The 24545-nt window shown below is 69.8% G+C and carries 20 protein-coding genes; 13 read left to right on the forward strand and 7 right to left on the reverse strand.

Annotation, left to right across the window (positions count from 1 at the left end):
- Positions 1-46 precede the first annotated feature (46 nt).
- From BLW00_RS20540 to BLW00_RS20550, 3 genes are all read left to right on the forward strand, one after another.
- Positions 47-706: a hypothetical protein gene (locus tag BLW00_RS20540; RefSeq protein WP_139256826.1), complete on the forward strand. Its 660-nt coding sequence runs from the start codon at positions 47-49 to the stop codon at positions 704-706.
- A 65-nt stretch (positions 707-771) separates the two neighbouring features.
- Entirely contained in the window at positions 772-3009 is a 2238-nt protein-coding gene (gene pta, locus BLW00_RS20545) for a phosphate acetyltransferase (protein WP_245741712.1), read from the forward strand.
- Positions 3006-4196 carry an acetate/propionate family kinase gene (locus BLW00_RS20550; RefSeq protein WP_092557752.1) on the forward strand — a complete coding sequence of 397 codons (1191 nt, stop codon included), beginning with the start codon at positions 3006-3008 and terminating at the stop codon, positions 4194-4196. Before pta ends, BLW00_RS20550 begins: the two co-directional genes overlap by 4 nt.
- 68 nt (positions 4197-4264) lie before the next feature.
- On the opposite strand, the gene BLW00_RS24330 is transcribed toward BLW00_RS20550, so the two are convergent.
- On the reverse strand, positions 4265-5344 hold the full coding sequence (locus BLW00_RS24330; RefSeq protein WP_217634452.1) for a GNAT family acetyltransferase: 1080 nt from the start codon (positions 5342-5344) through the stop codon (positions 4265-4267).
- A gap of 89 nt (positions 5345-5433) precedes the next feature.
- Between BLW00_RS24330 and BLW00_RS20560 the strand changes: the two genes are divergently transcribed.
- The 4 genes from BLW00_RS20560 to BLW00_RS20575 all read left to right on the forward strand — a co-directional run bounded on the left by BLW00_RS20560 (position 5434) and on the right by BLW00_RS20575 (position 11994).
- Complete coding sequence (locus BLW00_RS20560) at positions 5434-5898, forward strand: GNAT family N-acetyltransferase (RefSeq protein ID WP_092557754.1); 465 nt, start codon at positions 5434-5436, stop codon at positions 5896-5898.
- Positions 5899-5990: 92 nt separating this feature from the next.
- Positions 5991-8936, forward strand: coding sequence for a DNA polymerase III subunit gamma and tau (locus BLW00_RS20565; protein WP_092557815.1), 2946 nt, complete (start codon positions 5991-5993; stop codon positions 8934-8936).
- An 11-nt stretch (positions 8937-8947) separates the two neighbouring features.
- Complete coding sequence (gene recR, locus BLW00_RS20570; protein WP_092557756.1) at positions 8948-9547, forward strand: recombination mediator RecR; 600 nt, start codon at positions 8948-8950, stop codon at positions 9545-9547.
- Positions 9548-9549: 2 nt separating this feature from the next.
- Positions 9550-11994 (forward strand): bifunctional 3'-5' exonuclease/DNA polymerase, encoded by a 2445-nt coding sequence (locus BLW00_RS20575; protein WP_139256827.1) that lies wholly within the window; start codon positions 9550-9552, stop codon positions 11992-11994.
- Between the two features lie 210 nt (positions 11995-12204).
- Here the strand turns inward: BLW00_RS20575 and BLW00_RS20580 are convergent, their stop codons facing one another.
- Positions 12205-12408, reverse strand: coding sequence for a hypothetical protein (locus tag BLW00_RS20580; protein ID WP_092557758.1), 204 nt, complete (start codon positions 12406-12408; stop codon positions 12205-12207).
- A gap of 226 nt (positions 12409-12634) precedes the next feature.
- On the opposite strand from BLW00_RS20580, the gene BLW00_RS20585 reads away from it, so the two are divergent.
- From BLW00_RS20585 to BLW00_RS20600, 4 genes are all read left to right on the forward strand, one after another.
- Positions 12635-13939, forward strand: a complete 1305-nt coding sequence (locus tag BLW00_RS20585; protein WP_092557760.1) for an aspartate kinase — start codon at positions 12635-12637, stop codon at positions 13937-13939.
- Between the two features lie 120 nt (positions 13940-14059).
- Positions 14060-15124 (forward strand): aspartate-semialdehyde dehydrogenase, encoded by a 1065-nt coding sequence (locus BLW00_RS20590; protein WP_407650985.1) that lies wholly within the window; start codon positions 14060-14062, stop codon positions 15122-15124.
- Between the two features lie 238 nt (positions 15125-15362).
- Positions 15363-17858: an EAL domain-containing protein gene (locus BLW00_RS20595; protein ID WP_092557764.1), complete on the forward strand. Its 2496-nt coding sequence runs from the start codon at positions 15363-15365 to the stop codon at positions 17856-17858.
- 34 nt (positions 17859-17892) lie between these two features.
- Positions 17893-18879 (forward strand): glycoside hydrolase family 6 protein, encoded by a 987-nt coding sequence (locus tag BLW00_RS20600; protein WP_245741714.1) that lies wholly within the window; start codon positions 17893-17895, stop codon positions 18877-18879.
- Positions 18880-18956: 77 nt separating this feature from the next.
- On the opposite strand, the gene BLW00_RS20605 is transcribed toward BLW00_RS20600, so the two are convergent.
- Positions 18957-19319, reverse strand: coding sequence for a response regulator transcription factor (locus tag BLW00_RS20605; RefSeq protein WP_092557766.1), 363 nt, complete (start codon positions 19317-19319; stop codon positions 18957-18959).
- A 71-nt stretch (positions 19320-19390) separates the two neighbouring features.
- Here BLW00_RS20605 and BLW00_RS20610 point away from each other — a divergent pair, with 71 nt between their 5' ends.
- The gene (locus BLW00_RS20610) at positions 19391-20308 is read left to right on the forward strand and encodes a response regulator transcription factor (RefSeq protein ID WP_092557768.1); all 918 of its coding nucleotides are present in this window, start codon (positions 19391-19393) and stop codon (positions 20306-20308) included.
- An 11-nt stretch (positions 20309-20319) separates the two neighbouring features.
- Here BLW00_RS20610 and BLW00_RS20615 read toward each other — a convergent pair whose 3' ends face one another.
- Together BLW00_RS20615 and BLW00_RS20620 are read right to left on the reverse strand one after the other, a co-directional pair.
- Complete coding sequence (locus tag BLW00_RS20615) at positions 20320-20670, reverse strand: hypothetical protein (protein WP_139256828.1); 351 nt, start codon at positions 20668-20670, stop codon at positions 20320-20322.
- Between the two features lie 26 nt (positions 20671-20696).
- On the reverse strand, positions 20697-22145 hold the full coding sequence (locus BLW00_RS20620; protein WP_175494479.1) for a glycosyltransferase family 2 protein: 1449 nt from the start codon (positions 22143-22145) through the stop codon (positions 20697-20699).
- A gap of 104 nt (positions 22146-22249) precedes the next feature.
- Between BLW00_RS20620 and BLW00_RS20625 the strand changes: the two genes are divergently transcribed.
- Positions 22250-22897, forward strand: coding sequence for a hypothetical protein (locus BLW00_RS20625; protein ID WP_092557771.1), 648 nt, complete (start codon positions 22250-22252; stop codon positions 22895-22897).
- A gap of 176 nt (positions 22898-23073) precedes the next feature.
- Here BLW00_RS20625 and BLW00_RS20630 read toward each other — a convergent pair whose 3' ends face one another.
- Both BLW00_RS20630 and BLW00_RS20635 read right to left on the reverse strand, forming a co-directional pair.
- The gene (locus BLW00_RS20630) at positions 23074-24243 is read right to left on the reverse strand and encodes a GGDEF domain-containing protein (protein ID WP_092557773.1); all 1170 of its coding nucleotides are present in this window, start codon (positions 24241-24243) and stop codon (positions 23074-23076) included.
- 43 nt (positions 24244-24286) lie between these two features.
- The coding region (locus tag BLW00_RS20635) for an ATP-binding protein (RefSeq protein ID WP_139256829.1) at positions 24287-24545 on the reverse strand (259 nt) is incomplete at its 5' end.

The raw sequence follows: 24545 nt of genomic DNA on the forward strand, positions 1-24545 counted from the left end.
TGTCTGAGGGACGCCGTGCAGACACACGGCCGACGAGGGGGATGTCATGGGGATGCGTCGTCCGGCTGCGCTCACGGGAGCGGTTCTCGCGGTGCTGCTCACCGCATCCGGCTGTGCCGCCGGCGCCCCGCAACCCACGCCGACGGTCACCGTGACCGTCACCGCGACGCCCACGCCCACGCCGACCGCGGCGCCGACCCCGACCGATGCTCCCGCGCCCGACCCCGCCGCCTACTCGCCCGGCGACGTAGGCACCTGGGTGATCGACTACGCCGGCATCGGCCCCTTCGTGCTCGACGAGACGCTCGCCGACGTGCAGGCCCAGGTTCCCGCCAGTGTCGAGACCTGCCGCCCCGGTGTCGACACCTACCAACTCGGAGGAATCGGCTTCACCGCGGTGAGCGGCATCGACGAGAGCGACCCGGCCGCCCCGATCGTGGTGGTGCGGATGCTCGGGCTCGATGGCTTCGACCCGGCGGCCCCGCAGCCGCGCACGGAGAAGGGCATCGGCATCGGGTCGACCGTGACCGAGCTGCAGGCGGCCTACCCCGAGCTCGAGAGCTATCAGGGCATGAACAAGTCCACCATCTACCGCATCGCCGCCGACGGGCGCACGGTCAACTTCGAGGATTTCGGCACGGGAGAGATCCAGATCATCTCTGTCGCGGCGTCGGCGGGCGTGGGCAGCGAGTACTGCGGGGCCTGAGCGCATCCGGGCGCTCGCCGGGGCTCGCGTCATAGGATTGAGTACGGACGACCGAAGAGGATTCCGTGCCGACTTTCGAACAGACCCCCAGCCAGCCCGTCGCTGTGAAGAGCATCTACATCACCTCCGTCGAGGGGCATTCCGGCAAATCCACGATCGCGCTCGGCGTGCTCGACACGCTGAGGCGCTCGCTCCGTCGGGTGGGCGTGTTCCGCCCCGTCGCCCGCTCGGTGACCGCGCGCGACTACGTGCTCGAGATGCTGCTCGCCCACAACGGCGGCGACCTCGACTACGAGCAGTCCATCGGCGTCACCTACGACGACGTGCACGACGATCCGGATGCCGCCCTCTCGCGCATCGTCGAACGCTACAAGGCGGTCGAACGGGAGTGCGACGCGGTCGTCATCCTCGGGTCGGACTACACGGATGTCGGCAGCCCCACCGAGCTCTCCTTCAACGCCCGCATCGCGGCGAACCTCGGCGCACCCGTGCTGCTCGTGCTCGGCGGCCGCAAGGAGCAGGGAGCGGATGAGCTGCTCGGCAACTCCGAGCCGCGCTCGGCCGACGAGATGCGCCAGATCACCGAGATCGCCCTGGTGGAGCTGCGCAACGCGCACGCGACCCTGGTGGGCATCGTCTCGAACCGCTCCGATCCCGGGCATCTCGAGAAGATCCGCGACGCGATCGGCCGGGCGGCCCGGGAGGCCGTCGACGAGCTCGCCAGTTCGGCACAGGCGGGCCCGCCGCCGAGCGACGCGACCGCGCCCCTCCCCACCCAGCCGCGCCGGGTGCCGGTCTGGGCCATCCCGGAAGACCGGGTGCTCGTGGCCCCGAGCATGGCGGGCATCCTGGAGTCGATCGACGGCACCATGATCATGGGCGACCGGCGCCTGCTCGCCCGCGAGGCGCTCGGCGTCGTGGTGGCCGCGATGTCGATGCGCAACGTGCTGCCGCGCCTCACCGAGGGCGCCGTGGTGGTGATCCCGGGCGACCGGGCCGAGGTGCTGCTCGCGGTGCTCATGGCCAACGCCTCCGGAACGTTCCCCTCGCTCGCCGGCATCGTGTTGAACGGCGGCTTCGAGCTGCCCGAGCCGGTGGAGCGACTCGTGGCGGGCCTGGACCCCGCCATCCCGATCGTCACCACTCCGCTCGGCACCTACGAGACGGCCGTGCGCATCACCGCGACGCGGGGCCGGCTCGCCGCCGACTCGCAGGTGAAGTACGACAACGCCCTGGCCCTGTTCGAGCAGTACGTCGACGGCAAGCAGCTGCTCGATCTGCTGAACGTGAGCAAGTCGGATGTCGTGACCCCGCTGATGTTCGAATACGGTCTGCTCGATCGTGCACGCCGCGCCGACCGCCACATCGTGCTGCCCGAGGGCGGCGACGACCGCATCCTGCGGGCAGCGAGCACCGTTCTGAAGCGCGGCGTGGCCCGTCTCACCATCCTGGGCGAAGAGGCGGAGGTGCGCGGCCGGGCCACCGACTTGGGCCTCGACCTCGACGGTGCCGCGGTGGTCAGTCCCTTCGACGAGGAACTGAGGCCCCGCTTCGCGGAGGAGTACCGGAAGCTCCGCGCGCACAAGGGCATCACCTACGACATGGCCTTCGACACCGTCGCCGACGTCTCCTACTTCGGCACGATGATGGTGCAGCTGGGCCTGGCCGACGGCATGGTCTCGGGAGCTGCGCACACCACGGCGCACACCATCCGCCCGGCGTTCGAGATCATCAAGACCCGGCCCGGCGTATCCGTCGTCTCCAGCGTCTTCCTGATGGCGCTCGCCGACCGGGTGCTGGTCTACGGCGACTGCGCGGTGGTGCCCGATCCCACCAGCGAGCAGCTCGCCGACATCGCGGTGTCGTCGTCGGAGACCGCCTTGCAGTTCGGCATCGAGCCGCGGGTGGCGATGCTGTCGTACTCCACCGGGTCGTCGGGCACGGGCGCCGACGTCGAGAAGGTGCGGCTCGCCACGGCCCTCGTGCACGAGAAGTGTCCCGAGCTGCTGGTGGAGGGGCCGATCCAGTACGACGCGGCGGCGGATCTGGTGGTGGCGGCCGCGAAGATGCCCGGCTCCCAGGTGGCAGGTCGTGCCACAGTGTTCATCTTTCCGGACTTGAACACGGGCAACAACACCTACAAGGCTGTTCAGCGGAGCGCTGGAGCCGTGGCCATCGGGCCCGTGCTGCAGGGTCTCAACAAGCCCATCAACGACCTTTCCCGAGGAGCGCTCGTGCAGGACATCGTGAACACCATCGCCATCACGGCGATCCAGGCGGCGACGGACGGGGTGGAGTCGTGAGCACGATCCTCGTCGTCAACAGCGGCTCCTCCTCGTTCAAGTACCAGCTGATCGAGGTCGAATCGGAGAAGGTGCTGGCGTCGGGTCTGGTCGAGCGGATCGGCGAGGAGTCAGGGCACAGCCGCCACACCACGCAGGTGGGGCTGTGGGAACGGGAGGTGCCGATTCCCGACCACGCGGCGGGGTTCGGGGTGATGCTCGAAGCGTTCCAGGAGCACGGGCCGAGTCTCGACGCGAATCCGCTCGCCGCGGTCGGGCACCGCGTGGTGCACGGCGGCAAGAGGTTCCACGAGGCGACCGTCATCACCGATCTGGTGAAGATCAACATCGAAGACCTCGAGGAGCTCGCTCCTCTCCACAATCCCGCGAACTTGCAGGGGATCGAGGCGGCGCAGGAGGCGTTCCCCGATGTGCCGCAGGTGGCGGTGTTCGACACGGCGTTCCACCAGACGCTGCCGCCCGCTGCCTACACCTACGCGATCGACGCGACGCTGGCCGACAAGCAGCGCATCCGTCGGTATGGATTCCACGGCACCTCGCACAAGTACGTGTCGGGTGCGGCGGCCGAGTTTCTCGGGCGGCCGCTCGAGGAGCTGAAGCTGATCGTGCTGCACCTCGGCAACGGGGCGTCGGTCTGCGCGGTCGACGGCGGGATGTCGGTCGAGACCTCGATGGGCATGACGCCGCTCGAGGGCCTCGTGATGGGCACGCGATCGGGCGACATCGACCCGGCCGTGCTCTTCCACCTGAACCGCAAGACGGGCATGGGATTCGCCGAGCTCGACGAGCTGCTCAACCGCAAGAGCGGCTTGCTCGGCCTCTCGGGGCACGGCGACATGCGCGACGTGCAGAAGGCGGCGGCCGCGGGGGATGCTGCGGCGGCTTTGGCGCTCGAGGTGTACCTGCACCGCATCCGGGGCTACGTCGGCAACTACTACGCGCAGCTCGGGCACCTCGACGCGATCGTGTTCACCGCCGGAGTGGGCGAGAACGGGCCGGCGGTGCGGGCGGGGGCGCTCGCGGGGCTCTCCGAGCTGGGCATCTCGGTCGACCCGGTGCTGAACGAGGTGGAGTCGCGTTCGCCGCGGTACATCTCACCTGCCACGTCGCCCGTTGCGGTGCTCGTGGTGCCCACCAACGAGGAGCTGGAGATCGCCCGGCAGTCGCTCGCGGCCGTGTCTGGCTAGTTTTTGTCCAAATAGCGAGGACCGACCGCGTATAGGGGATCGGTCCTCGCTATTTGGACATTTTCTGGTCAGAGATCCGGTATGAGGCGCTTGCCGAAGCTCACGGCGGCGTCGCGGGTGTAGCCGATCGCGCGGTAGAACTCCATCACGGGCTCGTTGCCCTCGCGGACCTGCAGGTTCACCTTCGGGCAGCCGAGCGCCTCGAGCCTCTGCTCGACCTCGGCCATGAGAGCGCGGCCGAGTCCGCGTCCCTGCATGTCCGGGTCGACCGCGAGGTAGTTGACCCAGCCGCGGTGCCCGTCGTAGCCGGCCATCGCGGTGCCGACGAGGGTGCCGCTCTCGGCCACCAGGAACAGCTCGGGCTGGGTGGTGAGCTTGCGGGCGATGTCTTTACGCGGATCGTTCCAGGGGCGGGTCAGGCCGCACGCATCCCAGAGGGCGACGACCGCCTCGGTGTCGGAGGCGCGGAAGGGGCGGATGCGAAGGCCGGCTTCGGCCGGTGACACGAACGTCGGTGCGTCGCCCGTGGTTGCGGTGTCGCTGTCGGTGTCGCCGTGGCCGTGGCTGCCGAGCATCCGGTCGATCGCGTCGGTCATCATCCGCCGCTGCGCCGCGGGGGAGTAGGTCTCGGGGTCGAGGGTGCTGAGTGTGTTCGCGCCGTCGGCGAGCGAGATGAGCGCGAGCGCCTCGCGGCCGGCCCGGTCGGCGGACCACGCCGGGCGGCAGGCCTGCACGAGCCGGGTGACCCGCGCGATCAACCGGCGGTTGCCGGTGACGTGGCGCTCGGCGAGGGTGGGGTCGGCGAGCGCTGCGGCGAGGTAGCTGACCCACACGCGAGCTTCGTCGACGCTCACCTCGTCGAGCGACATCGCGTCGAGCATCACCGCTCGCAACGCCCTTTCTGGTGCGTCGGTCGTCGCCTCGGCGGCGTCGAGTTGCTCGCCGGTGCGGCTGTGCAGCAGGTCGCGGGCATGCAGCAGCAAGGCCTCTTTGGTGGGGAAGGCGTGCATGACGAGGCCTGTGGTGCATCCGGCGCGTTCGGCGACGGCACGGATCGTGAGACCCGGGAGTCCGCGCTCGGTGAGCACCGACCAGGTGGCTTCCGACAGCCGCTGCTGCTGGTCGGCGAGGTTGCGTGGGCGGCTCATCCTTCTCCTGCTCCGTGATGCGCGTGGGTGGTTTGCATCGTTAGCATAACAAGCGTTACGGTAATGCGTGTTACGACGAGAGGATCACCGTGCCCGTTGCCTTCACGATCGCCCGCGAGCCGTTCGACGGCGCCGACTCGGCGGCCCTCCGCCAGGCGCAGCGCGACGAACTCGACGCCCGTTACGGTCGTGACGACCACGAGCCCGGTGACCCGCCGACGGCCGACTCGGTGCCGGTCTTCCTTGTGGCCCGGTCACCCGAAGGGGCGGCGATCGGATGCGGGGGGCTCCGCCCGCTGACCGGTGGCGGGGCCGAGATCAAGCGGATGTACGTGGCACCCGAAGCGCGCGGCACCGGGGTGTCGACCGCGATCCTCCGTGCCATCGAAGACGAGGCGCGGGCCTTGGGGGTGGCTTGCCTCCTGCTCGAGACGGGCACGGAGCAGCCCGACGCGATCCGCTTCTACGAGCGCGAGGGGTACGCCCGCATCCCGAACTTCGGTCCCTACGCCGACTCCGACATCTCGGTCTGCTACGCGCGAAACCTGGACTAGTTCTTCCGGGCCCGACTGTCGGTGGCCGAAGGTAGTCTTACTGGGTGGTCACCGCCCTGTATCGCCGTTACCGGCCAGAGAACTTCGCCGAGATGATCGGTCAGTCGCAGGTGACCGATCCGTTGATGACGGCACTGCGCACGAACCGGGTCAATCACGCCTATCTGTTCAGCGGTCCGCGCGGCTGTGGCAAGACCACCTCGGCGCGCATCCTGGCCCGCTGCCTGAACTGCGCCGAGGGCCCCACCGACAAGCCGTGCGGTGTCTGCCCGAGCTGTGTCGAGCTCAGCCGAGACGGCATGGGTTCGCTCGACGTGGTCGAGATCGACGCCGCCAGCCACGGTGGTGTGGATGACGCGCGCGACCTGCGCGAGCGGGCCATCTTCGCCCCGGCGCGCGATCGCTACAAGATCTTCATCATCGACGAGGCGCACATGGTGACCTCGGGCGGTTTCAACGCGTTGCTCAAGATCGTCGAAGAGCCGCCGGAGCACATCAAGTTCATCTTCGCCACGACCGAGCCCGACAAGGTGATCGGCACGATCCGGTCACGCACGCACCACTATCCGTTCCGCCTCATCCCGCCGGCACAGCTGCTCGAGTATGTGCAGCAGCTCTGCGAGACCGAGGGCGTCGAGGTGGCGCCGGGCGTGCTGCCGCTCGTGGTGCGGGCCGGCGGTGGCTCCGCGCGCGACACCCTGTCGCTGCTCGACCAGCTGATCGCGGGCTCCGAGAACAACCGGGTCGAATACGAGCGGGCCGTCGCACTGCTCGGCTACACGCACGGGGCCCTGCTCTCCGAGGTCATCGACGCGATCGGCGCCCACGACGGCGCCGCGGCGTTCGATGCGGTCGACCGCGTCATCCAGACCGGGCAAGACCCGCGGCGCTTCGTCGAAGACCTGCTGGAGCGCCTGCGCGACATCATCATCGTCTCGGCCACGCGGGAGTCGGCGTCGTCGGTGCTGCGCGGGGTGCCGGCCGAGGAGATCGAAGGGATGCGCCGCCAGGCCGCCATGTTCGGTCACGCCGAGCTGTCCCGCGTCGCCGACATCGTGAACGATGCGCTCACCGAGATGACGGGGGCGACCTCGCCGCGACTGCACCTCGAGCTGATGATCGCGCGCACGCTCGTGCCCGCGTCCGACGACACGGAGCGCGGCGCGCTCGTGCGCGTCGAGCGACTCGAGCGGCGCATCGGCGTCGACGGGCCGGATGCCGGTGCTGCGGTTGCGAGTGGCTCGTCTGCGGGCGCCGAGGCGCGCTCGTCGGTCACGAGTGCCGGGCCGGCCGGTTCTGCCTCTGCGGCGACCTCGTGGGAGGGTGCCGAGACGCGCGCCGCGGGGTCGAGTGCTGCACCGTCGGGTGGTGGGGCGCCGGTGGCGTCGTCGCGGCCCGGATCGTCCGCGACCGATGCGGCACGTCCGGGGTCGACGGGTACGGCGTCTTCCGGTTCGGCGGCATCCGCACAGCCCTCCTCGGCTTCGGCTGCCCCCGCGCCGAACGCGCCGGTGTCGACCGGATCGGCCGTCGAGGCACCTGCCGGCCCAGGCGCTGGGCCCGGCGTCGCCCACTCCGCCGGGGCGGGCGGCTCGTCGTCTTCCGCCGCGCCCCCCATCGCGAGCACACCGGTGCAGGCCGCGGCCGGCGAGGTGTCGTTGCAGCAGCTGAAGGATTCGTGGCCCGAGATCCTCGAGGCCGTGCAGAAGGCCAAGCGAACGGCCTGGCTCGTGGTCTACACCGCTCAGGTGCGGGCACTCGACGGCGATGTGCTCACGCTGGCGTTCCCGAGCGAGAACGACGTGGCGAGCTTCAAGGAGCGCTCGGCGCCCGGCCAGGGCGTGAGCGAATACCTGCGGCAGGCCATCGTCGACGTTCTCGGCCTGCGTGTGAAGTACATCGCGCGCGTCGACTCGTCGCTCCGCCCCGAGGCGACGGCATCGGATGACGCCGCTTCGTCCGGTGGTCCGGATGCGCCCCCGGATTCCGAGCCCGTGTCGACGGCTCCGGCGTCTCTTCCGTCTGAGGCGGCTCCCGAGAGCGCGAGCACCCAGGGCTCGGCTTCTTCGCCGAAAGCGACCTCTCCCTCTGCGGGCGCGAGCTCCGATGGCTGGGCCCCTTCCGCTCCGTCGGCCGAAGCGTCCCCGGCTCCCACCTGGTCGACTCCCGGCGTCTCCAACCCTGGGTCGTCGGTGGCCGCGCCCTCGTCAGCTGCCGAATCCTCGGCCGCGCCCTCCTCCGCATCCGCCGACGCCTCCTCCGCGCCCGTGCCCTCCTCCCCGTCCGCCGACGCCTCCTCCGCGACCGCCACATCCTCGACCGGTCGCTCCGTGGCGGCCGACGCCACTGCAGCCGCACCGGGAGCGCCCACTGCGAAGGCAGCCCCCGCCAGGGCCGCGACTGCGGCACGATCGCAGAGCGGTGCGGCTCCGGCGCCCACCACCTCGTGGGATGTCGTGGCCATCCCCACCTCGTCCGACGAAGAGCCCCCGCCCTTCGATGAACCTCTGCCGAGCGACGAGCCCGACCTCCCGCCCGACCGTGCCGAGTACGGTGCGGCCGGCTCGGTGACGGCGCCCGGAGGCCATACCTCAGCGCCGACATCCGCGCCCGCCCGCACTCCGGCGACCTCGACCGGCACCGCTACGGGTTCGGACGGCCGAGACGCGTCTTCGACTGCGGGCACCGACCGCGCCGTTTCCGCGACTGCGGGCACCGGCGCATCCGGCTCCGTGGCATCCGGCCCCTCCGCGGGCAACGGCAACGGCCCGCAGGGAGCTCGGCCGTCCGAGCGCGCGGCGCGCCCCTCCGGCGCTCCCGACCCGGCGGCCCGCCCCGGCGCTCTCCGCTTCGAGGCCGCGCCCGACCCCGCCGCCGATGCTGCGCCCGCGGCTCCGGCGTCGTCCGCCCGGCCCGCTCCCGCATCCGCCCCGGCCGCCACGGCGGGTGGCCGCGCCCGCTACGGCGAAGCAGTCGTGCGCGAGATCCTCGGCGCCAACTTCATCGAAGAACAGCCCCTTCCGGGCAGAGAAGGCTGACGGCCACCCGCATGTACGAAGGAATCGTTCAGGAACTCATCGACGAACTCGGTCGCCTCCCCGGCATCGGCCCGAAGTCGGCGCAGCGCATCGCGTTCCACATCGTGCAGACCGAGTCGTTCGACGTGTCGCGACTGGCCGAGATCCTCACCGACGTGCGCGAGAAGGTGCATTTCTGCACCGTCTGCGGAAACGTCTCCGAACAGGAGACCTGCTCGATCTGCCGCGACCCGCGCCGGTCGCAGAACCTCATCTGCGTCGTCGAAGAGGCCAAAGACGTCGTGGCCATCGAGCGCACCCGCGAATTCCGCGGTCTCTACCACGTGCTCGGCGGTGCGATCAGCCCGATCGACGGCATCGGTCCCGACAACCTCCGCATCCGCGAGCTCATGCTGCGCCTCGCCGACGGCACGGTCACCGAGGTGATCATCGCCACCGACCCGAACCTCGAGGGCGAAGCCACCGCCACCTACCTCTCCCGCCTGCTCACCACGCTCGAGATCCGGGTCACCCGCCTCGCGTCAGGGCTCCCGGTGGGCGGCGACCTCGAATACGCCGATGAGGTCACCCTCGGCCGCGCCTTCGAAGGGCGCCGGCTCGTCGAGAGCTGAGCATGCCCGGCCGCCCCGCTGAACCTCGGCCGGCGGTCCCTTTCGTGATCGTGACGGATGCGGGCCCCGGCCGCGTGCGCCTCATCCCCATCGCCGATCCCGCGCCCGCTGCCGCGGCGCCGAACGCTGCGGTTGCGCCCGCGCCCTCCGCGGCACCCCCACCCGCTGACGCGCTCCCGCCCACTGCGGCGCTTCCATCCGCTGCGGTGCCTGCGCCCGCTGCGGCGCCCCCGCTCGTGGCGGTGCCCGCGCCCACCGTGGCGCCCGGGCGCTCCGCGGAACCCCCACCCGCTGACGCGCTCCCGCCCACAGCGGCGCTTCCATCCGCCGTTGACCCTGCGTCCGCTGGGGCACCCCCGTCCGCTGACGCGTCGCCTCCCTCCGCCGTGGTGCCGCCGCCCGTCGGCGGGCAACCGTTCGCCCGCCAACCCGTGGAGTCGCCGCCGATCGACGTGGCGGTGACCGAGCTGCCGGAAGCGGTCGCGCGGCTCGAACGGGAGCATCCGCGGTGGGTCTGGAGCGACACTGCGCGCTGGTACCCCGGGCTGCTTGCGGCCGGCGTGCGTGTGGAACGATGTGTCGACCTCCGCCTCTCGCACGCGATCCTCCGCCATTCGTCTCTCACTGCGACATCCGCCCTCGCGAAGTCGCCGTCCGACGAATGGGACACGACACCCCGCCTTGACGTTCTCCCGCCCGGCCCGGCGTCGCCCGCCCCGCAGCAGGCGACCCTCTTCGACGCCCTGGACGAGTTCGCCGAGCCGTCGTCTGCACGTGCCGAGGCGAATCCAGCCGGCGGATCCCACCCGGCCATGCGGTCGAACCTCGCGACGCGCGACGGCGACGTCGCGGTCGGACCCGACCTGAGCGGTGCGCGGGATGCCGCGGGCCGTCCAGCGGCGCACGGTGGGTCGGGCGGGGGACCGGCCGGCGAACCCACCGAGCTCACCGAGTGGCGTCGGCAGCGCGCCGCCGTCCAAGGTGCCACCGACCCGAGCCGCATCGCGCTCCTGCTCGCGGCCGAATCCGCCGGCAGCCTGGTCGCGGCCGAGATGCAGCACGCCGGACTGCCGTGGAGCGCAGCCCTGCACGACGACCTGCTCACGAGACTCCTCGGTGCGCGCCCGGCGGCGCCCGGCATCCGGCCCGCGCGTCTCGAGGAGCTGCTCGCGAGCATCCGCACTCTCCTCGACGACCCCACCGTGAACCCCGACTCGCCGGCCGAACTCGTCAAGTCATTGCGCCGCGCTGGCCTCAACGTCTCGAGCACGCGCTCGTGGGAGCTCAAAGAGATCGACCACCCGGCCATTCCGCCTCTGCTCGAATACAAGAAGCTCGCCCGATTGCTCACGGCGAACGGCTGGAGCTGGGTGGACACCTGGGTGCGTGCGGGCCGCTTCCATCCGAACTACATCCCGGGCGGCGTGGTCACCGGCCGCTGGGCCTCCGAGGGCGGGGGAGCGCTGCAGCTGCCGAAGCAGGTGCGCGGCGCTGTGGTGGCCGATCCGGGCTGGAAGCTCGTGGTGGCCGACGCCGCCCAGCTCGAACCGCGCATCCTCGCCGCCCTCGCCGGCGATCGCGCCATGGCCGCCGCGGGCCGCGACCGAGACCTCTACGACGGCATCGTCGCGTCGGGGGCCGTCGACACCCGAGCGCACGCGAAGCTCGGGATGCTCGGTGCGATGTACGGCGGAACCAGCGGCGAGAGCGGCCGCATGCTCCCGCGCCTCGCCCGGGCGTATCCGGCGGCCATCAAGTTCGTCGAAGACGCCGCGCGCGCCGGGGAGGCCGGTGCGGTGGTCACCACCCGCCTCGGCCGCACCTCGCCCCGGCCGAGCGACGCCTGGCAAGACGTGCAGGATGCCGCGGGCGGCGACGACGCGAGCGAGGCCGCGCGATCCCGGGCCCGATCCGCCGCCCGCAGCTGGGGACGCTTCACGCGCAACTTCGTGGTGCAGGGCACCGCCGCCGAGTGGGCGCTGTGCTGGATCGGCGCCATCCGTCGCCGCCTCTGGCTGCTGGATGCGCGCGCGGTCGCCCCGGTCGCGCCCGGCGGCACTGCTCCCGCCACGTCCGCGACCACGCCCGCCGCCTCCGCGCCCACGCCCGCCGCCTCCTCGCCCGCGACCACTACCACCGCGCCCGCAACGTCTGCGCCCGCCCGCCCCGAGCCCGGTGGCACGGCGCCCGGCGGCAGCGTGCCCGCCACCTCCGCGCCCGCGCTCGCCACCTCCGCAACCACGCCCGCCCGCCTCGAACAGCGCCCGCACCTCGCCTTCTTCCTGCACGACGAGGTGATGGTGCACACCCCCGCGCACCTCGCCGACGCCGTGGCCGAGCAACTGCGCGCCGCCGCGGTCGAGGCCGGGCGCCTCATCTTCGGCGACGCCCCGGTGCAGTTCCCCGTCACGGTCGCGATCGTCGACAGCTACGACCAGGCCAAATAGCCTCGTGCCGTCGTTTCGGGAGGAGCACAGCGCAACCGAGCCCGAATACGCCCTCGGTCGTGCTCTCCTCCTCCCGAATCGACACGCGTCCCGGCACGACCTGTCGATTCGGGCGAACGAGGGCGCAATCGACCGCTCCTGAGGGCGAACTCGCACGCTCTTTCGCCCGAAACGACACGTAGCACGGCGAGCTGCGTCGAGCGAGACCCCTCAGGCCGCCAGCGTCTCCGCGAGCTCGTCGAAGAGCACCGCCCCGGCCTCGGGCGTGATCGTGCCGGCATCCACGCCGGTCACGATGTTGAAGTACTCGAGTCTGCGGGTGGCGACGTCGGCCGTCACGGGCCTTATGGCGGTGTCGAAGGCGATGTCGGCCCGCAGCCGAGCCTTCAAGGCCTTCTTGTTCCAGTTGGTCACAGCGTGACGCTATTCCGGCCGCGTGAATGGCTCGTGAACGGATGCCGCGAATCGCCTTGGAGCGAGCCGCGCAGGCGCCGAGCATCCGCCGCCCGTGCCGCCACCCGGGACCGGCTCGCGCGCAGGATTCGTGCATCCCGCGCGCGATATAGTGGGCAGTCGGGTTTTCGCAGCCCTTTCCCTAACCAGTACAGCGCAAGCAGTGCAGCGCCACCAGGAGTCCCACGTGAGCTTGATCGTGCAGAAGTACGGCGGGTCGTCCGTCGCCGACGCGGAGAGCATCAAGCGGGTGGCCAAGCGCATCGTCGAGACGCGCAAGGCGGGCAACGAGGTCGTGGTCGCGGTCTCCGCCATGGGCGACACCACCGACGAGTTGCTCGATCTCGCGCACGAGGTGGCCCCCATCCCGGTCCCCCGCGAGATGGACATGCTCCTCTCCGCGGGTGAGCGCATCTCGATGGCGCTGCTCGCGATGGCCATCGAGTCGCTCGGGCATGACGCCCGCAGCTTCACCGGCAGCCAGGCCGGCATGATCACGGATGCGCGGCACGGCGCCGCGCGCATCGTCGACGTCACGCCGGTGCGGCTCCGTGAGGCGCTCGACGAGGGCGCGATCGTGATCGTCGCCGGGTTCCAGGGCTTCAACCGTGACACCAAAGACATCACCACCCTCGGCCGCGGCGGTTCCGACACCACCGCCGTCGCGCTCGCCGCGGCGCTCGACGCCGACATCTGCGAGATCTACACGGATGTCGACGGCATCTTCACCGCCGACCCGCGGGTCGTGCCCAAGGCCTCGAAGATCGACCGCATCACGAGCGAGGAGATGCTCGAGCTCGCGGCCAACGGCGCGAAGGTGCTCTACATCCGCGCCGTCGAATACGCGCGGCGCCACGGCGTCACCCTCCACGTGCGCTCGAGTTTCAACAACAACGAGGGAACCATCGTCTACAACCCGACGGAGGCCGAGTCCGGCACCCCGTCGACCACCACCGAGAGAAGTGAGGGTGCTGTGGAAGAGCCCATGATCGCCGGGGTCGCCACCGACCTCTCCGAAGCCAAGATCACCGTCGTCGGCGTTCCCGACATCCCGGGCAAGGCAGCGCAGATCTTCACGATCGTGGCCAAGACCGGCGCGAACATCGACATGATCGTGCAGAACGTGTCCGCCGCGAGCACCGGCCTCACCGACATCTCATTCACCCTGCCCAAGAGCGAGGGTCAGGGCGTGCTCACCGCGCTCCGCGCCGAGCAAGACGAGGTGGGCTTCGTAGGCCTGCAGTACGACGACCAGATCGGCAAGCTGGCCCTCGTCGGCGCCGGCATGCGCACCAACGCCGGGGTGTCGGCCAAGCTCTTCACGGCGCTCTTCGAAGCCGGCATCAACATCGAGATGATCTCCACGAGCGAGATCCGGATCTCGGTGGTGACCCGCGCCGACACCATCAACGACGCCCTGCGGGTAGTGCACACGGCCTTCGGCCTCGACGCCGCCGAAGAGGCCGTCGTGCACGCCGGCACCGGTCGCTGACCCACCCCGCCGCCGCCCTTCCTCCTCGCGACCCGTCACTTTTCGCCCTAAAATCTCCCGGGAAGGGCGAATATTGACGGCTCGCGACGAGTTGTGAACCCTATGAGCAGAGGAAACATCGTGAGCAAGGCACTCAACGTCGGCGTCGTAGGCGCAACCGGTCAGGTCGGCAAGGTCATGCGCCGTCTTCTCGAAGAGCGCGACTTCCCGATCGAGTCGATCCGGTTCTTCGCCACCGCTCGTTCCGCCGGCACCGTGCTGCCTTTCAAGGGCCAGGACATCGTGGTCGAAGACGTCGAGACCGCCGACCCCACGGGCCTTGACATCGCCCTGTTCTCGGCCGGCGCCACCGGCAGCCGCGCCCAGGCCCCGCGCTTCGCCGCGGCCGGCGTGCTGGTGATCGACAATTCCAGCGCCTGGCGCATGGATCCGGATGTTCCCCTCGTCGTCTCCGAGGTCAACCCGCACGCCATCGCCGAGGCTCGCAAGGGCATCATCGCGAACCCGAACTGCACCACCATGGCGGCCATGCCCGTGTTGAAGGTGCTGCACGCCGAAGCCGGTCTCGAGCGTCTCATCGTCAACACCTACCAGGCCGTCTCGGGCTCCGGTCTCGCCGGCGCCGAAGAGCTCGCGAGCCAGACTCGCGCCGCCGTCGAGCAGCCCGGCCTCCTCGACCTCGTGCACGACGGCCGTGCCGTCGAGTTCCCCGCGCCGGTGAAGTACGTGCGCCCCATCGCCTTCGACGTCATCCCGCTCGCCGGATCGATCGTCGACGACGGCGAGGGCGAGACCGACGAGGAGAAGAAGCTCCGCAACGAGAGCCGTAAGATCCTCGAACTCCCCGACCTCCTCGTCGCGGGCACCTGCGTGCGCGTCCCGGTCTTCACCGGCCACTCGCTCGCCATCAACGCCGAATTCGCCAACGACATCACGCCCGAGCGTGCGAAGGAGCTTCTCGCAAGCGCTCCGGGCGTCGAGCTGTCGGATGTCCCCACTCCGCTGCAGGCGGCCGGCACCGACCCGAGCTATGTCGGCCGCATCCGGCAAGACCAGTCGGCGCCCGGCAAGCGCGGCCTCGCGCTCTTCATCAGCAACGACAACCTGCGCAAGGGCGCCGCGCTGAACGCCGTGCAGATCGCCGAGCTCATCGCCGCCGACGCTTCGGTTCCCGCCACCGTCTGACGCCGCGACCCGTCTGAAACCGCAAACGAGACGGCAACCGCTCCGCATATGGGGTCGGTTGCCGTCTCGTTTGCGCTTTCGAACGGCCGGCGGCCCGCACCCGAACGACGACGGCTGCACCGAGCTGGCCCGCCGGATGGATGCGGGCCTCGCCACCCTCGGCCTCTGAGCGAGAACTGCTCTCCCCCGCGGCGCCGGGAGGGCCCGGAAACGGGTGATCAGCGGATAAACTCGCGGCATGTCCGAGCCCGAGCAGCGCAAGGCCTCCGCGGTGGTCTCCTACCTGCTGGTCGTCGTGGCGATGGCGACCGCGTCGGTCGGCGTCGTCTCCGGGCTCACCTCGCCTCCGCCGAACTGGATCACCTGCGTCGTGTTCCTGATCAGCGTCGGCGTCACGGCCGTCTACCAGATGCCGATCGGCCGGGTCACCGGTCTTCCCCCGTTCGGTGTCGCCGGAGCCCTGCTCATCGTGGGCGCGACGGGTGCCAATCCGGCGCTCGAGGTGGGGCTCTGGACCATGGCCTACTTCGCCTCCCGGGCCATCACCACCCGCTCGCTCTGGATGTCGGCGCAATGGACCGGGGTCGCCGCCCTCGGCGGCATCGGTTTCGTGGCCCTGTCGCGGTGGCTCCTGTCACTCGGCTGGTACCCGCCGCTCGTGATCGTGCTGAGCGTGCTCGCCTACATGCTGATCGTGCTCGCACTCGAGTTCGTGCGGGAACGTGGTCGTTGGAGCATCGAGCACACCTTCGGCATCTCCGCGCTCAGCCCGTGGCGTCTGCTCGGTGTGCTGGCGATGTGCTCGGCGGTGGCGATCGCCGTCTACGTCGCCTCGACCGGGATGCTCGGTGTCGTCGACGGGTCGGAAGAGGAGTTGCGCCTGGCGCGCGACACCATCCCCTTGCTCGTGGTGGCGCTCGTCTTCTACGGTGCGGCGAAGCGCCGGCAGACCCGCAACAGCGAGCGCCGTCTGAGCGGGGTGGTGGATGCCGCCCGCGCACTGCCGTGGGACGTGCAGCAAGACCCCAAGGAGACCATGGTCGAGTTCGCTCGCCGGGCGATCGACGCCGCGGAGTTCGACGTGCGTCGCACGCCACCCGGCCGCAACGAGATCGGCGCGCGCTTCTCGTCGATCAACGTGACCGATCCGCAGCTCACCCCGGAGTCCATGGTGCCGGGCGCCGAAGTCTCCGAGCATCAGGAAGACGCCGTCGAGCCCACCGAATATCTGGTGGCCAGCCGCAAGAACGGCGGTGCCCCGTTCGCCCCCGACGACGAGCTGGCGCTGGACGCGATCGGCCACATCGCCTCCGAGACAGCCCGGGTGCGGGGCGCCTACGACACCCTGCTCGACCGCGTCGACCGTGATTCGCTCACCGGGCTGCCGAACTACAACGCCTTCCAGCGCTCCCTGGCGCGACTCAACGAAGACCGCAGCTACGCCTCGGGCATCGCGGTGCTCTTCATCGACCTCGATCAGTTCAAGCGCCTGAACGACACCGAGGGCCACCACATCGGCGACGAGGTGCTCTCCACGGTGGCGACGCGCCTGCGCGCCAGCGTGCGTCCGCACGACTTCGTGGCCCGGGTGGGCGGCGACGAGTTCGTGGTGGTGCTCACGAAGCTGCAGTCCCTCGCGGAGTCGAAGGCGGTCGCCGACCACATCGTGGCGAACATCGGTGCTCCGGCCATGCTGGGCGGCCGGGAGTACCGGCCCCTCGTCAGCGTGGGCCTGGCCTACTCCGGTCACCAGGAGACCGATCCGCAGTCGATCGTGGTCGACGCCGACCACTCGATGCTCGCCATCAAGAAGTCCCGCCGGCAGGGCGGTCCGTCGTTCGAGTCGAGCATCGGCATCTCCCCCCACCGCTCCAGCCGCATCAACGAGATCGTGGCCAAGGCCATCGACGACGGAATCCTCAACGTGGTCTACCAGCCCATCGTGAACACGGTGGAAGACAAGATCTGGGCCTTCGAATCGCTCGTGCGCTACACGCATCCGGAGCTCGGCCGTATCTCCACCTCGTCGCTGATCGAGAAGGCGAAGGGGCTAGGCCGCATGGACCTGCTCACGAAGCAGGTGATCGAGGCGTCGCTCAAGGCGGCGCGGGAGTTCCGCAAGATCGTGCCGGGCATCTCGGTGATGACCATCAACCTCGAGGTCGAGCAGATCCGCGACGAGCACGTCGGCGCCTTTCTCAAAGACATCGTGCCGCGGTATCCGGATGTCTCGCTCTGCCTCGAGCTCAACGAACGCTCGACGAAGGACATCGACGACGACCTCCGCGCCCAGGCGGAGCACTTCCGGCAGCTCGGCATGCTGATCGCGCTCGACGACTACGGCTCGGAGGCGTCGAGCGTGGGCGCTCTCGTGCGCATCCCGATGGACATCCTGAAGATCGACCGGTCGCTGGTCGACAACCTCGACGACACCCGCCAGCGCGAGGTGGTGCGGGCGCTGCAGGGCTTCGGCGACGCGTTCGACTACTCCACCGTGGTCGAGGGCATCGAGACCCAGGATGCGGTCGACATCCTCGTGGGCATCGGGGTGCGCCATGCGCAGGGCTTCTTCTACGGCAGGCCCGTGCCCTTCGCCCAGACCATGTCGCGGCTGAAAGCCTACGGCGCAGCCGGCACGGTCTCCCGCGCGACGCCGGTCGCCGGATCGGGCCAGCGCGCCGACAGCGCGCCGAGTGCCGCCGGGCAGGATCTGACGCCGCCGCTCGTGGGCTAGAGTGGGACGACTCCGACCGGAGGAGGACCCCCTCGTGAGCACCGTTCTGCCGCGCGTCGGCCTGGGGGTGGCGATCGTGGCGATCGCCGGCGTTCTGGCCACCACGGTCGTCGGGGTGAGCGGCATCCTCGCGCAGGGAGGTGCGGCGGCCGACAACCTCTTCGCCGACACATCCCTCTACGTCGATCCGGGATCGACGGCGCAGGCGGCGGCCGATGCGGCCGCCGCCGCCGGTGACGACGCGGATGCGGCGGCCTTCGGGCGAATCGCCCGGGTGCCGACCGCGATCTGGCTCACCCCGGAGAGGCATCCGCTGGGCGAGATCGGCGGCTACGTCTCCGGGCTCGCGGAGGCGGCGGGGAAGCTCGGCCAGGCTCCGGTCTTCACGGTCTACGGCGTGCCCGACCGCGACTGCGGCAATCAGTCCAGCGGCGGCCTGTCGGCCGAGCAGTACCCGGTGTGGGTGCAGGAGATCGCCGACGCGCTCTCCGGCAGCCCGGCCGTGATCATCCTGGAACCGGATGCGCTGGCACTGGCCGGCGAGTGCGGCAACGTCGACGCGCGGCTGGGTGAGATCGGCGGCGCCGTCGACAGCCTCGCGGAGGCCGGCCTCACGGTGTACATCGACGCCGGGCACTCCAATTGGGGGCCGGCGGCCGAGATGGCCGACCTGCTGAACCGCGCCGGGGTCGACCGGGCGCGCGGCTTCGCCACCAACGTCTCGAACTACAACGCCACCGACCTCGAACAGGCCTATGCCGAGCAGATCTCGGCGCAGACCGGTGGCGCCCACTACGTCATCGACACCTCGCGCAACGGCAACGGCTCCGACGGGCAGTGGTGCAACCCGCCCGGGCGGGCGCTCGGCGCGGAGCCCTCGGTCAGCCCCTCGGGCAGCGCCCAAGACGCGAACCTCTGGGTGAAGCCCCCCGGCGAGAGCGACGGCACCTGCAACGGCGGCCCGACCGCGGGGGAGTGGTGGAACGCTGGAGCACGCGAGCTGGCGGCCAACGCTCACTGACGAGTCCTCGAGCGTTATGCAGGATCTCCGTGCCACCGGTGCCTTATAGGCGGTCGGTCGTGCTGAAATCGTGCATTTCAGCCGCGATGGGTGATCGGCAGGCCCACGGCGCCGCGGGCCATCTCGTCGATCAGCCCGAGCGGAACGCTCTTGTCGAGCACGCAGAACGCCCCCGCCGACACGGCACGCTGGGGGTCGTCGCCGATGCCGGTGGTCGTCATCACGAGCACGGCGGTTCCGGTGGCGCGTAGGGTGCGCACGCGCGATTCGACCGAGTTGCGTGTGCTCGACGCGGCGTCCAGGATCACGAGGTCGGTGGGGAAGTCGGGGTCGTGCAGCAGGTCGCCCCAGCTGGTGGCGGCGAGCACCACGTCGAGCTGCGGATCGTTCGACCCGAGCCAATGACGGAGTCCACCGGTGAACAGAGCGTCCTTGCTCACGATCGCGACCCGGGCTCCTTCCGGCGCTGAAACACTCAATTGGATCCCCATCCGTTGGTACGATCGTGGCAATGGACTCTCATGCGGAAAGACGCGTCGCGGTGATCATCGAAGACGATGCTGACATCCGCCACCTGCTCGAGACGGTTCTGACTCAGGCGGGCTTCGAAGTGGTGGCGACCGGCAACGGCCTCGACGGCGTTCAAGCGGTGCGGGCCTACGATCCCACCGTCACGACGCTCGACGTCAGTATGCCCGGCATCGACGGCTTCGAGGCGGCCAAGCGCATCCGTGCCTTCAGCAACACCTACCTGGTGATGCTGACGGCGCGCGACGAGGAGATCGACACGCTGCAGGGTCTGGAGGCCGGCGCCGACGACTACGTCACGAAGCCCTTCCGTCCGCGCGAATTGCGTGCCCGCATCGAGGCGATGATGCGGCGCCCGCGCCAGGTTCTCACGAGCGACGGGTCGGGCCCGGTGGCCCCGGTCGCCCCGGTCGCGCCCGGAGCGCCGCCCCTCGTCGCCCCGGCCCAGCCCGTGGCGCCGACGCACAGTCCCGCGCACGCCGTTGTCGCACCCGAGGCCGCGGCGGCCGTGCCGACAGCTGCTCCCGCGGAACCCGCGGCCCCGAAGAACTTCGATCCCGACGACGGCTGGCTCGAGCACAACGGGCTCTGCGTGAACTCCGAGATGCGCCTCGTCGAGAAGAAAGACGGCGGCCCCGTTGAGCTCACGCGGAGCGAGTTCGACCTGCTGAACGCCCTGATGGAGTCGAAGCGCCGCGTGCGCAGCAAGGCCGACCTGGCGCTGCTGCTGCGTGGCGAGAGCTACGTCACCGCCCATTTCGTGAGCGAGGCCGACAAGCGCGCCATCGAGGTGCACATGGCGAACCTGCGCCGGAAGCTCGCCGACAGCATCACCACCCCGCGCTGGATCGAGACGGTGCGCGGGGTCGGCTACCGTCTGGCTGCTTCCGAAGACGATTGAGGTCACCGCGCTCAGCTCACCCCGGCGGTCGGGGATGAGCAGCGCGACTCCACGAGCAGGGTGAGCTCGAGGCAGGTGGCCGCACCGACCTCGCGCAAGCGGGCCAGGTGACCGACGCATCCGGCCAGATCGGTTCTCTTCACCGCAGCATGCACCATGCCGGCGATGGCCTCGAGGGGCCACGCGCCGAGCATGGTGCTGCTGCTGCGGATGCTCAGCAGCACGACATCGGCTTCGTCGAAGTCGTGGCTGCCGAGCGCGTTCATCAACCTCTGGGATCGGGTCTCCCAGAGGTTGATGAAGTCGAGCACGAACCGGCCGCGGCTCTCGTCTCCGATGGAGCAGAGGAGAGCGAGTGTCACGTCCTGTTCGACGTATCGGAATGGGGTCAAACCTTGTACCCCCGGTAGCGGCGGAGCACCTTCGCCACCATGCTGAGCGTCTGGATGACGGTGATGACGCCGAGCACGGGCCACCCGATCCAGAGGATGGTCGACTGCATGAAGGGGTCGAGCTGGAACCAGCCCAGCACCATCACGGCGACGACGAGCACGAGGATGACCAGCGGCACCAGGTAGCCGTTGCCGCGACCGCGTTCGGCCTTGGCCTGGGCGGCCCAGTTGTCGGTCTGCTTGCGGCTGAGGAACTTGGTCCAGGCCCGCAGGAAGTGCCCGAGCCGCACCCACATGTAGATCTCGGCGGGAAAGAGGAACAGGGCGAACACCAGGTCGCGCCCGTTCCGGTTCTGCATGGAGAGCGCGGTGCGCAGGTTCAGCAGGATCGCGACCGCCGGCGGGATGAGCCAGATCGGCGAGAACACGAACGCGCTGATCGAGAGTGAACCCATGAGCAGCAGCACGAAGAGCACGCGGGTCACCAGGTTGGTGAGCATCGAGAGGTTCTCGAGCCAGCGCAGACGCAGGTTCGGGTGGAACGGCTGGCCCTTGGTGTCGCCGCGCTGGCCCGGCCACATGAGCTCGATGGCGCCGAAGTTCCACTTCACCTGCTGGGCGTCGAGGCCGCGCAGGGTGGTCATGCCTCCGACATCCGCTCGCGATTGGGCCGAGATCTTGGTGAGGTAGCCGGCGCTTTTGATCTGCAGCGACAGCAGTGAGTCCTCGACTTCGGAGTCCTTCACCCAGGGGGTGTCCTGGTGGTTCTCGACCATGATCTGGCGCAGCGCCTTGGTGCTGAAGATCGAGAACTGGCCGCCGAGCACCGCCATGTTGCGGCCCTTCAGCATGTTCTGCATGTTGAAGGCGGCGAACTGGAAGCGCTGGCCGGTGATCAGGAACTTCGCCACGAAGCCCTTGATCGGCCGGTCGTCGATGGAGAAGATGGCCGAGATGCCGCCGATGCGGCTGTCGGAGGTGATCTCCTCGGCCAGACGCTCGACCGCATCCGGGGCCGCGGTGGTGTCGCCGTCGACGCCGAGCAGGAAGTCGCAGCCTTCCACCAGCTGGAAGCCGTAGTTGAGGGCGCCGACCTTCTTGTCCTTGTTCTTGCCGATGTCGTGCACGTAGACCTCGGTGAACTGCTCGATGCCGTCGACCTCCTTGAGGTGCGGGCCGGCGTACTGCGCGGCGATCTTCACCGTGTCGTCGGTGGTGTTGTTCACGACCACGTGGATGACGTCGGGGAGGCGGGTCTGGCCCAGGAGGGATTCGAGCACGGCGCCGATGGACTCGGCTTCGTTGTATGCCGGGATGATGCATCCGATCGTGGGGCGGTACGTCGGGAGTGCCTCGACCGACTCGATGAAGTCGTTCGCGAGGTCGTCCAGGCCGGCACCGAGGTCGGTGCGGTCCGTGACGTACGGGTTCATGATCTCTGCCATGTCCTCAGTCTGGGATACGACCCCAAGCGTTCCCGGCTTCAATGCGACAGCGTCTCGTCAAGATCGCCTTAAGATTGGCTCAGGTCGAAGATGGGGGCGAACCGATGGCGCGTGATCGCGGGGCACGAGGCCGCCGAGCAGCGGTTCTGGCGGCAGCCGCAGGGCTGACCACAGCGGTCGTCGCCGGGCTGAGCGGATGCGGAACCGCCCCCTGGGACCAGCCGGGCTTCAACTCCGCCTCGGCCACATCGACGTCGTCGTCGACCCCGACGCCCAGCGCCACGATCACCCCGATCATCAACGAGCTGGCCACGGGCTCGACCCAGCACGAACTGAAGGCGGGTGACATCTCGCTCACCGTCACCTACTACTCGACCCTCAGCATGGATCAGTGGACCGCGGCGGCCAACAAGCCGCTGAGCTTCTCGATGACGGGCAAGCTCGGCTCCGACCAGGGCCAGAAGATCTACCTCTCCCGTGTCTCGGTGACCCCCGCGGTCGACGGCCCGAAGGGTTCGCTGCCGGCTCCGGCGCCGCTGACCGATCAGGCCTCCGTGGCGCCCGGCTACCTGGTGAAAGACCCCTACAGCTACAGCCAGACCTTCGTGCTGCCCGCCCTCGACCCGGCGGCCACGTCGATGACCCTCTCGTTCACCTACGAGATCCTCCTCCAGTCGGCCCCCGACTCCACCGACTACGCCAAGCAAACCGCCACCGACCAGCTCACGATCGCGATAGCCCCGCCCCAATAGTCCCCCCGCGACCGCAGGCCGCGGGCCGCGCTCAGACGACCCAGGGTGAGGGCGAGGCCGCGTCAGCGACCTCACCCGAACATGTCGCCTCGCGCCGCAGGAGCGGCGGCGCGAGCAGCGAGCGACGCGCGACCGCAGGCCGCGCATCGCGGGAAGTGGCGGCGGGTACCCACTACCTACCCGGCAGCTGCGACCCTACCGACCACGATGCGGTTCCCACCCTCGTCGCGGGCCGTGAGGGTGGCGTCGTCGAGGGCGCGGCGGAGGGCGGGCAGGCTGTAGCCGAAGGCGTCGGTGTCGACCACGCCGAAGCTGGCGGTGGCGCGGAGCGACTGCTGCGGGTCGATCGGCTCGTCGACCAGAGCGGTCTGCAGCCGGATGGCGAGCCGCTCGGCCTCGTTGGCGTTGGCCGTCACCACCACGATCACGAACCGCCCGGCACCCGTGTGCCCGAGCAGCGACGTCGTGGGCGAGTAGTGGCGCACGATCTGGGCGACCGAGCGGATGGCCGTGTCGCCGAAGGTGCGGCCGAACGCCGTGTTCATCTGCGGCAGGTTGTCGACGTCCATCGCGATCATCGCGAGCCGGTCGCCGTTGAAGGATGCCCGTTCGACCCAGTCGGCCCACTGCTGCATGAACGACGCGGCCGAGAGCACGCCCACCACCGAGTGCACGCCGACCGTCACGTCGCCGAGCGCCCGGGCGCCGGACCGCTCCGCCTGCAGGATCGACATGGAGATGGTGCCGAGCAGCACCAGCACGATCGTGATGATCGTCGTGATCTGCGAGCCGAAGTAGGTGGTGAAGATCGAGCTGTCCGGCCCCATGGTCACGAAAATCGAACTGCGCAGCACGTAGAAGCCGCACACGATCCACAGGCAGAGGCTGATAATGCGGGCGTTGAGGTTGCGGCGCATCCGGGCACGCATCGCTTCGGCGCCGCCGAGCCCTGCGAACACGGCGATGCCGATGAACAACCCCGTCGAGCCCGTCCAGATGCCGCCGTCAGGCCCTTCCAGACCGGTGAGCAGCGCGACGACGCCTCCGCCGGCCAGCACCACCCAGATGTACGAGCTGCGGCCGTTGAACACCCGCGAGCCCGACCAGATGGCGCCGATCGAGATGACGTAGGCGGTGTTGCCGATGGCGAGCACCCACCAGAGATAGGGCGAGACGCTCCACACCAGGAACGACAGCGCGGTCAGCATGCCCGCGATGTAGGAGATGCTCCAGAGCCTGCCCGACGCGTCGTTCCGGCGCATCGCGGTGTTCGTGATGAAGGAGATTCCGCAGAGCACGATCACGAGCCCGCTGACGATGAGGAGAGTCGGCTGGTCGAGTACCATGCGCCGAGACCCCCCTCGATCGAAATGTTCTGTGAGTCGGAGTTTAGCGCGCGCGGGGGATCGACGCAGTGAAGGTCGTGCCCACGCCGAGGGCACTCGAGACCACCAGGTCTCCGCCGTGGCGTCGCACGATGTCGCGACTGATGGTGAGGCCGAGTCCGGAGCCGTGGATGGTGGACTGGCGCACCCCCTCGGCGCGGAAGTAGCGGTCGAACAGCTTGGTCTGCTCCAGTTCGCTGAGCCCGATCCCGGTGTCGCTCACGATCAGTTCGACGTGGTCGTCGAAGAGCCGGGCGCCGACC

Source organism: Herbiconiux ginsengi (assembly GCF_900107435.1).
Lineage (GTDB): Bacteria > Actinomycetota > Actinomycetes > Actinomycetales > Microbacteriaceae > Herbiconiux > Herbiconiux ginsengi.